The organism is Aquimarina sp. RZ0, from assembly GCF_008370685.1.
Lineage (GTDB): Bacteria > Bacteroidota > Bacteroidia > Flavobacteriales > Flavobacteriaceae > Aquimarina.
This window is the reverse complement of sequence record NZ_VTZU01000004.1, coordinates 85963-96288: the sequence shown is the minus strand read 5'-3', so window position 1 is coordinate 96288 and position 10326 is coordinate 85963. Positions and strand designations below refer to the sequence as shown.

The following is a 10326-nucleotide window of genomic DNA, read 5'->3' as shown; positions in this document are numbered from 1 at the left end:
TTGAATAGCATACTGGGAAGAATGCTGTAAGGGGTTAAATTTTTCAAAATATTATATTTAAGTTGACTATGTAAAACTAAGGAAATTAAATTTATTTTAACTTTTTTATTTAAGCATTGATAATAAAAAAGTGCTCAAAATAAATAATTCATAAGAAAGTGTATGTGTTCCCAAAGGATGGTCTACAAAAATCACGTCAAGACGTGTGCGTTTTTGATATGTATAATTTCTAGCTCTGATTTTTTCTTAGAAAATTACTATCGTTAAGGTTGTTTATCTATTTTGATATAAAATCATTTATTCAAACTCGCTTTTTAGTATCGTTTCTTATATCGAACTCATCCAGTATTCATCAATTAGAACAATTATACGATTTGTGATTAAAAAATTCGTATAAATTCATTGAATTATTTTTTCTTTATGCAAGGCAAAAAAATCAAGCATAGCTATAGCTACGGTTTATTTTTTAAACGAAGTAGAAAGGAAAAAGAAACGATGAATATGCGAAATTTTTAGTTATAAATCGTATTACTTTGAATTTGATACCTTATACCCATACCCCTGCCCCTTGGCAGACTACTTCTAAGCTGTCCAGAAGTACTTCCAATCGTTCTTTTTTGGTTTGCTCACCCTTTTTTGATGGTTCTTACCCGCTCTTGAAATACCCTTACCCCATAGCCTGATGGCTTACTACCTTAGAGTTTGGGTTCTTGAGCCAAGAAGGACAACCTCTGACTACTTAGATACTGTCTAGAGATACTCTGGTAAGACCTGGAGTATATAGATAAAGGGGGTAAGGGTATCCTAATTAACTACACTCAGAATTTTACTGATAAAACCGCACCTCCCTAAAAAAACGTATTAGATAAATCCCCTCTCTGAAGAAATAAACAACCAAAATTTCTATAATATCGTTTCTAATTGAAGAATAACACCATTTCCCATTTGAATTTACTGGCATAATCAATAGTAGAATGGTTTTTAAAAGTGATCCATAGTATTGAGTAGTAGTTTTCGCTTAAAAACTGCTACTCAAGATGAGTTCTCTGTTTTTAAATTTCAAAATAGACAGTGTTATTTTTTAGATTATAACTTTGATAATTTCCCCACAATCAGCTTGTTTTTCGAAACTACTTTAGAGTATGTTTAAAAACCCTTCTGCCTGCTGGTCATTACTTTGACAACCTTGACTTTACTTCAAATAAGCAACATATCTCGATATGTCGTCGATTTGAAGTGTCGTCAGAACACCAAACTACTGACAATCAGTTTGCATTGTTTTTAAACATGCTCTTAATGATATAGGTCCCACTGCTCAACTCACTTGCAGAAATTGTTTTTTGTCTCTGGTCACTATCATTGAATGCAATAGACTTCACCTTCGTTCCCTGTAAGGTATAAATCTCTACAGTAGTAGTAGTATTCCCAAAAGTATTTTGAGGAAACTCTATTGTAAACTGATCTCTGGTAGGGTTTGGATAAAGACGTACTCCTTCATCTCCAAAATCAACGGTCTCTACTCCTAATAGATCCATATCATCAATAATCGCGTCAACTCCTGCGGTCCATCTCACGCCTCCTCTTTCGTAAGCTCCTATATCGGGAGATCCTCCTACAAATTCTTTATCAAAATCAGTAATTACAATGGCTTGATCTACCAATCCACCACTAGAAATTGGCATAAAATTTTGATTGCTTGCATCTTCAAATGGTGATACTGCTGCTATCACATTGTTTTTTAGATCATAGGCCGAACCTCTTAGCCAATCAGGTTTGTTAGAATAATTGTTCCATATTCTATTATTTTTCTGTTCTCTACCGTTGATCCAGCTTGCCATTGCATTTCCTGCGTTCCAGATTGTATTATGATATATATTATTATTCCAGATAGCCCAGTTTAACTGAATTCCAGACCAGCTTACATTCCAGACCACATTGTGATGTACAAGATGTCCCTTGCTATCATTATCTAAATAAATACCTGCTGCTTTGGTTCCGGCATATGACGGCGGACTAGAATCATGAAACCAGTTGTGGTGAATTTCGGTATTTTTATCTGCCTCATTCCCTACGGTATAAAACACTCCGGAGTCACTATTAGTATTTTGTGAGAATGATACATCATTGTAAGCAACTTCACAATTATTACCAATTACAAACATTCCATCTCTTCCTGCTTGTGAAATTGTATTTTTTAATATTTTCACATTATCTGCGGTTACTCTAACCGGAGTCGCATGAATTCCGGCAGTATCAAAATATCGAATCGTATTTCCTTCAATCACTGTATTCTGACCATTATTAGCCCATCCATAAACATAAACACCATTTAAAGAACCATATTCTATCGTATTGTTTTTTATTTGTGTATTACGCCCCAGAACCTCTACGGATGCATCACTTATTTGGGCACTCGCATTATCCAATCCATCCAATCGCTCTCTTCCATGAGTCACTTTATTATTTATGAATATATTATTAGCTCCTTTCAAGAAAGCATTCCCCCCAAAAATTTCGAAACCTTCAATTCTTACGTATTGACCTTCTACTAACACACAACGTTTTCTTACGGCAATCTCTACAGCGCCATCCTGAGGTTTATTCCCATCAGGAGTCTGGAAATAAAGTGTTCCTTCATTTTCATCATAATACCATTCTTTAGCTTGATCCAATGCTTCCAATTTCCCCATCAAATACATCCTGCCATGACTACCATTTCTAAATATTGTTGGATTATGGGGATTAAATGGCCATCTATTAATATCTATCTGCGTGTAATTTATTCTATTCGCCGAAGAACCTGTAATGCTGCGAGTCCAACTGGTTCCTGAGTGCCCTCCCAAATACCAAACATATCCGTCTGTCCAATCAATTCCAGGAATTCCATCAGCATCAATATGAGAATCAGAGCCTCCGTTAATAACTTTTGCATCGATCGTAAAACGATTTCCATCGGTATCATTTGGCCAGCGCGCCCAATCCATAATTTCATCATTATAATATACCTGATTAAAAATTACGCCCAATGGCATGGATACCTGAGCTTTATATATACTACCACTATGAGGCTCCCAATTCTGTACCGTGGTGGTTGCTTTAATGATTACTCTTTCTCCCTCAGCAGGTCTAAAGGTTAAAAAATCTGAAGCTGTTCCACTCTTGTTTACAGATAGTACCTGCTCATAAACACCTTCTCGAACAATACATACATCTCCTGCTACCATAACCGATATCGCTTTATTAAAGGTCGCAAATGGACTATTAATAGAGCCATTATTAGTATCATTCCCATTGTTTGCGACATAAACTTCTTTTGCAAAAAGAGTACTTTTTACTGTGATAACAAACAATAATAAGAGATATGAGCATATATACTTTTTCATGACGATAAGGGTTACAATTTTTATACAGTAAATTTTAATATTATTTTAGATTCCAGCCATGTATTAAAAAATAGAAACGCACGACTGGTTTCTTCATACTAATAAACTAATTCTAAACAAATATCATCAAAACGCTACCGAATACTCTTGATCAATATTTCATAATCTACCACATATGATTTATAACATTTCTGATTTAAAATCCCACCTTCAAACTTGTTCTTTTTATTTTGATTATTTTTAGAACAGCACTGATATCAGTACTATCCTTCATAGAAAGGACATCAAATATTCAGAAAGATTTAGCTTTAAAAATTAAAGTATTTTCTAAATTAAGAATATCATTATATTTGCATCACAGTTCAAACAAATGATGAAATATAACAGAATATTACTTAAATTATCCGGAGAAGCCCTTATGGGTGATCGTCAATATGGGATTGACCCTAAAAGATTAGCAGAATATGCTGATGAAATCAAAAAAATAACCAATAAAGGTGTTCAGGTTGCTATTGTTATTGGTGGAGGTAATATTTTTAGAGGTGTTTCTGGCGCAAGTAAAGGAATGGACAGAGTACAAGGAGATCATATGGGAATGCTGGCCACTGTAATTAATGGATTGGCATTACAGAGCGCTCTTGAAGATGCTGAAATCCCAACCAGATTACAATCTGCCATAAAAATAAATGAAGTAGCAGAACCCTTTATCAGAAGACGTGCGCTGCGACATCTAGAAAAAGGAAGAGTCGTTATATTTGGTGGTGGTACAGGGAATCCGTACTTTACTACAGACTCTGCAGCTGTTCTTAGAGCCATAGAAATTAATGCAGATGTAATCCTAAAAGGAACACGTGTTGATGGAATCTATACTGCAGATCCGGAAAAGGATTCTCAGGCAACCAAATTTGATTTTATAACATTTGATGATGTATTAAGTAAAGGACTTAAGGTAATGGATACTACTGCTTTTACATTAAGTCAGGAAAATGAATTGCCAATAATAGTTTTTGATATGAATAAAGAAGGAAATCTGCTCAAAGTAGTTTCTGGAGAATCCATAGGAACAAAAGTAAACTTATAATAAAATAATAGTGGCTCATTTTTTGATTAGCTAAAAAGAAAAGAATTAATACGATGAACGAAGAAATAGATTTTATTCTGGATTCAACTAAGGAATCTATGCAAGGAGCAATAGCACATTTAGAGAAACAACTACTGGTTATTAGGGCTGGAAAAGCTTCTCCATCAATGCTTGGGGGTGTAATGGTAGAATATTACGGAAGCCCAACTCCTCTAAATCAAGTAGGAAATGTGAATACTCCTGATGCCAGAACAATCACTATCCAACCTTTTGAAAAGTCATTGATTCCAGAAATAGAAAAAGGTATTATGACAGCTAATCTGGGGTTTAATCCCATGAATAATGGGGAAAGTGTAATTATTAGTGTACCTCCATTAACAGAAGAACGCCGCCGTGATCTGGTAAAACAGGCAAAGGCAGAAGCAGAAGACTCTAAAGTAGGTGTACGTAATGATCGCAAAAACGCCAATAATGAGATCAAGAAGCTAGAGAAAGAAGGACTATCTGAAGATTTGGCAAAAAATACTGAAGCGGATATCCAACAATTAACAGATAACTTCATTAAGAAAATAGATGATATGCTAGCTGTTAAGGAAAAAGAAATTATGACCGTTTAACTCAAATAATCTATTCTAGATTTGATACAAAAAAGTGTTTTCTACTGGGAAAACACTTTTTTGTATCTTCGTCTTTTTTTGAATCAATTCTGATAATGCAAAACAAGCTCTTCTGTTTATTATTTTTTACTCAATATGTTTTAATATCCCAAATTAGCATTACCGGAAAAGTTATTGATGCAAGTTCTAATGATCCACTTCCTTTTGCAACAGTAAAAACTGATGATAATTCTTATGCATTAACTGCTACTACAGGTGATTTTGTAATACGTTGTGAAAACTATCCGATCAATCTTACAGTAAGCTATATAGGATATATAACTAAAAAATTCTCTATAAAGTCTGAGGATGTCATCAAAGTAGAAATAAGACTCACGCCCAAACGTGAAGATCTGGCAGCAGTACAACTTGAGGTGGATGGCGGTATCGCTTCTAAAATTATCAAAAAATCTATCCGTAGAAAAAAGCAAAACAATCCTGATAAAGCATTTAAAAATTATAGCTACAAAAGTTATAATAAATTTAAGATCACAGAGGATAATCAAACCAGATTTGAGTCTCCTGATACTACTAAGGCTGATATTGAACGTATTTTTAATGATGCGCATTCTTTTCTGTCAGAAAAGATAAGCACACACGAATTCATCAAAGGTCGTGATGAAAAAGAAACCGTACTCGCCACAAGAATGACAGGTTTTAATAAACCCGTATATAATGTTCTGGGTATCAAAGTACAGTCTAATTCTTTGTATGAAGAAAACTATACTATTTTTAATAATAACTATGCAGGTCCTTTGTCTAATGCTGCGCTACGCAATTATTATTACAAGGTATTAGATACTACTCAAGGAAAACGACCAGCATATGTCATATTGTTTCAATCCAGAAAATCCAAAAAAGTTGCCGGTCTGGAGGGTGTTTTATATATAGACACTCAGTCATTTGCTATACAAAAAGCAGTAGCAGAACTAAGAGGAGAAATTAATGTAATGCTTACTCATGAGTTTAAGCATTTTTCTGAAAAAGACATCTGGCTCCCTCTTCATCAAGAAGTTACGATAAGACCCGGTATAGGAAAACAGAAAGTTACTCTTTTTGGAGGACAGATATCTGTGGGACGACTGGGGAATGATAAAAAAAGTTTTACTGGCAATAATGATTTTTTAGTCTCTAAAACTGATTTTTTTGATTTTAGCATAGAGAAACAATCTAATATCAAAATGCAACAGGCGGCAATAGAAGTAGCCCCCAATGCTACTAATAGAGATGAAGAATACTGGGATCAATACCGCACCAGTGCAATTACAGAAAAAGATCTAAAATCATTTCCGGTTGTTGATAGTATCGTAAATGCTCAAAATATTGAACGAAGAATTGATGTTATCCAAAGTTTTAATATTGGATATTATCCCGTTAGTTTTTTTGATTTTGATCTTACTTACCCCGTAAAATATAACAATTTTGAAGGACTTCGTCTGGGATTAGGAGGAATAACAAACGAAAAACTCTCAAAACGTTTCCGTATGGAAGGGTATCTTGTTTATGGATTTAAAGATGCTAAATTTAAGTTCGGGATAGGAGGTGGTGTTCTATTAAACCAAAAATCCGGATCTTGGTTAAACGTTAATTATACAGATGATCTTAAAGAAGTAGGAAGTTTCTTTTATCTTACAGATAGGCGCGTCTATTCACTATTCGAACCAAGGCTTGTAAACATAGATTTCTATTACAAACACAGAACCTGGAGCAGTAGTTTACAACACAGGATCCTTCCTAAATTATTATCAGAAACTCAATTCTCGGTTAGTAATATTGACCAAACTGGTGGCTATTCCTATATAGACAATGGCACTTCATTTTCGCAATATAAAACCGCAGAAGCTACGGTCGCCTTGAGGTGGAGTCCATTTAGCAAATTCTTAAGAACGCCTGATGGTTTTAGAGAAATACAAGATGGATACCCAAAAATTACTGCTCAGTATACACAAGGGTTTAAAGGTCTATTTGACAGTAATTTTAATTATAGTAAAATTGGCATTAAAGCGGAATATATCTTAAACAGGCTAAACCAATCCAGTACAAGCTTTTTATTAGAGGGCGATATTGCCAGTGGAGAGATCCCATTAACTCATTTGTACCACGCATATCCTAATGCTCCCACAAAAGAGACAATTCTTCAACGGTTTTCTGTTGCCGGACGCAGAAGTTTTGAAACCATGTTTTTTAGTGAGTTTTTTAGTGACAGGCTCGCTACATTGCAGATAAGACACAAATTAACCCCTTTTAGAATATCAAACTGGTTTAAACCAGAAATGGTATTAATTAGCAGGTACGCTATCGGAGACGTAAGTAATGTAGACAAACATCAAGGCGTTCAATTTAATTCCCTACAACAAGGTTATCAGGAATCAGGGTTTGAGATCAATAAACTATTTGCAGGTTTCGGGTTGAGTTTTGCTTATAGATACGGAGCATACCATCTGCCAAAATTTGAAGATAATATTGCCTTTAAATTCACTTTTTACCTCAAGCTGTAAGTTACCACAAGTTTATAATTTTCTTTTAAAAATTTTACAAATCATAAAACCTCAAATCCTTACATTTGCAGCAGGAAAAAAACGGGATGGCAAAACTATTTACTTTTGGATTTTGGAATACATTAGCAGGTATAATACTGCGTAACAGAGCTGCGATCGTGATACTCATCATTGGAATTACCGTTTTTCTCGGTTTTCAATGGAAACATATGCGATTCTCATTCTCTGAAGCTAATCTTCTGCCGGATGACCACGAAGTAAATATTAAATATCAGGAATTTTTAGAAAAATTTGGTGATGAAGGGAATCTAATCGTTATGGCTGTTCAGGACAGCTCATTGTTTACGCCCAAAAAGCTAAAAGCCTGGAATGATTTTAATGACTCTTTTAAGAAATATACAGAAATTGACCTCGTCATTTCTATAAGCGATCTCAAAACTCTAAAGAAAAAAGATAATCCAGCTAGTTTTGAACTTATTTCTTTTATAAATGATACTATTTACACAGAAGAAAATGTGTCAAAATATGAATATGAGCTGTTCAATAAACTTCCTTTTTATGAAGGACTTATTTTTAGTAATAAATCCAGGACGATACAGAGTGCTATCTATCTCAACAAAGAGATTGTCAATACCATTGTAAGAAAAAAGTTTATCGAAAACGTATTAAACCCCAGAGTTATTGAGTTTGAAAAGAAATACGGAATGGACATCAAGGTTTCTGGTATGCCGTATATCAGAACGATGAATTCTCAGAATATCATGGATGAAATTCAGATATTCATTTTGGCAGCATTACTTGTTACCTCACTCATTTTCTTTTTCTTCTTCAGGTCTTTTAGAGCCACTTTTATATCGATGACCGCCGTTATTATTGGTGTTATGTGGGCGTTTGGTTTATTAGGACTCCTCAAATATGAAATAACAGTACTAACTGCAATTATACCACCACTGGTCATTGTTATTGGGATTCCCAACTGTATTTTCCTTATTAATAAATATCAGCAAGAGATTAAAAAACATGGGAACAAGGCAAAATCATTGCAACGAGTAATTACCAAAGTCGGCAACGCTACATTAATGACTAATGTAACTACTGCTGCAGGATTTGCCACTTTTGCACTCACAGAGAGCAAGCTATTAAAAGAATTTGGTATTGTAGCTGCGCTAAATATTGTTGCATTATTCATATTATGCTTATTGGTGATTACTGTAATCTACAGTTATATGCCTCAACCCAAAGAAAGACACCTAAAACATTTGGGTAAAAGATGGATAGAAAAACTGGTTGACTGGATGGAGCGTATGGTTAAAACCAGGAGAATTACTATTTATTTTTCTTCTATTATCATATTAATAGCAAGTATCATTGGCATTTATACCATTAAAGTTTCTGGAAGTTTATTAGAAGACATGCCAAAATCGGCTGGATTTTTTCAGGATATTGAATTTTTTGAAGATGAATTTGATGGTATTATGCCTTTAGAAATATTGATAGATACCAAAAGAAAACAAGGTGTATTAAAACTCCCTACCTTGCGCAGAATGGAGCAACTGGGAGTGCTATTAGAAGAGATGCCAGAGTTATCAAAGCCTATTTCTATTGTTAACTTAGTAAAATATGCCAAACAGGCTTATTATAATGGAAATCCTAAATATTATCAATTACCAACAAGTCAGGAGCGGAACTTCATCTTGCCATATGCCAAAAGTTTTGAATCAGAAGCAAATACCTTGAATAGTTATATAGATCCTACGGGACAATATGCACGGATTACTACTTTTATGAAAGACGTAGGCACCGAAGAAATGGAACGAATTGAAGCGATGCTGGCTCCTAAACTAGAAAAAATATTCCCAAAAGACAGGTATGAAGTAACATTTACAGGAAAAGCGTTGATTTTTCAGAAAGGAACCAATTATCTTGTATGGAATCTTATATTCTCACTGGGCTTGGCAATCATACTTATTGCCTTATTTATGGCCTGGATGTTTCGATCGTTTAAAATGATTATTATATCTTTAATCCCTAACCTTCTACCATTATTAATGACTGCTGGTCTTATGGGATTTCTAGGAGTTCCAATTAAGCCATCTACGATATTGGTATTTAGTATTGCGTTTGGTATTTCTGTAGATGATACTATTCACTTTTTAGCAAAATATCGACAGGAATTAAAATCTAATCATTGGCGTATTAAAAAATCAGTTTTTGCTGCCTTAAAAGAAACCGGGGTAAGTATGTTTTATACGTCTACTGTTTTATTTTTTGGGTTCTCGGTATTTATGATTTCCAGTTTTGGAGGTACCAAAGCATTAGGAGGCTTAGTTTCTGCTACGCTTTTATTTGCTATGTTAGCGAATCTGTTATTACTCCCATCATTATTACTTTCTCTGGAAAGGAGTATTGCTAATAAGGATACCTTAAAAGAGCCTGCATTAAAAATTATTGCAAGTGACGAAGAGTTGCCTAAATAAGCATTACAAATATCAGCAGGGTGTTTCTTCGCCAAATGAAAGCAATAAACCTCATAGACGCTATTGAAAACAATGCTTTTTAATGAATTGAGCTAACCAGTACTCTTCTCTGGCAATACTGTTATATCATGCTATTTCTATCATAAAATTACTTCCCAAAAAATAAAAAGATAGAATAGAGCATAACAGTACTTTTATAGCGAATTGAAAAAAGTTAACTAGTATCTGGTC

5 protein-coding genes are annotated in these 10326 nt (G+C 34.3%); 4 read left to right on the top strand and 1 reads right to left on the bottom strand.

What is annotated here, in order from left to right; all coding sequences use genetic code 11:
* Positions 1-1265: 1265 nt before the first annotated feature.
* Positions 1266-3383: a T9SS type A sorting domain-containing protein gene (locus tag F0000_RS03190; protein ID WP_149623258.1), complete on the bottom strand. Its 2118-nt coding sequence runs from the start codon at positions 3381-3383 to the stop codon at positions 1266-1268.
* Positions 3384-3756: 373 nt separating this feature from the next.
* On the opposite strand from F0000_RS03190, the gene pyrH reads away from it, so the two are divergent.
* From pyrH to F0000_RS03170, 4 genes are all read left to right on the top strand, one after another.
* Positions 3757-4464, top strand: a complete 708-nt coding sequence (gene pyrH, locus F0000_RS03185) for a UMP kinase (RefSeq protein WP_149623257.1) — start codon at positions 3757-3759, stop codon at positions 4462-4464.
* A 53-nt stretch (positions 4465-4517) separates the two neighbouring features.
* Positions 4518-5081: a ribosome recycling factor gene (frr, locus tag F0000_RS03180; RefSeq protein WP_149623256.1), complete on the top strand. Its 564-nt coding sequence runs from the start codon at positions 4518-4520 to the stop codon at positions 5079-5081.
* Between the two features lie 95 nt (positions 5082-5176).
* Positions 5177-7618 carry a DUF5686 family protein gene (locus F0000_RS03175; protein ID WP_149623255.1) on the top strand — a complete coding sequence of 814 codons (2442 nt, stop codon included), beginning with the start codon at positions 5177-5179 and terminating at the stop codon, positions 7616-7618.
* A gap of 86 nt (positions 7619-7704) precedes the next feature.
* The gene (locus F0000_RS03170) at positions 7705-10095 is read left to right on the top strand and encodes an RND family transporter (protein WP_149623254.1); all 2391 of its coding nucleotides are present in this window, start codon (positions 7705-7707) and stop codon (positions 10093-10095) included.
* Positions 10096-10326 lie beyond the last annotated feature (231 nt).

What these genes read in the sequence shown, in the direction of transcription:
- F0000_RS03190 (WP_149623258.1), bottom strand. Translation starts at nt 3,383, where the DNA reads ATGAAAAAGTATATATGCTCATATCTCTTATTATTGTTTGTTATCACA.
- pyrH (WP_149623257.1), top strand. Translation starts at nt 3,757, where the DNA reads ATGAAATATAACAGAATATTACTTAAATTATCCGGAGAAGCCCTTATG.
- frr (WP_149623256.1), top strand. Translation starts at nt 4,518, where the DNA reads ATGAACGAAGAAATAGATTTTATTCTGGATTCAACTAAGGAATCTATG.
- F0000_RS03175 (WP_149623255.1), top strand. Translation starts at nt 5,177, where the DNA reads ATGCAAAACAAGCTCTTCTGTTTATTATTTTTTACTCAATATGTTTTA.
- F0000_RS03170 (WP_149623254.1), top strand. Translation starts at nt 7,705, where the DNA reads ATGGCAAAACTATTTACTTTTGGATTTTGGAATACATTAGCAGGTATA.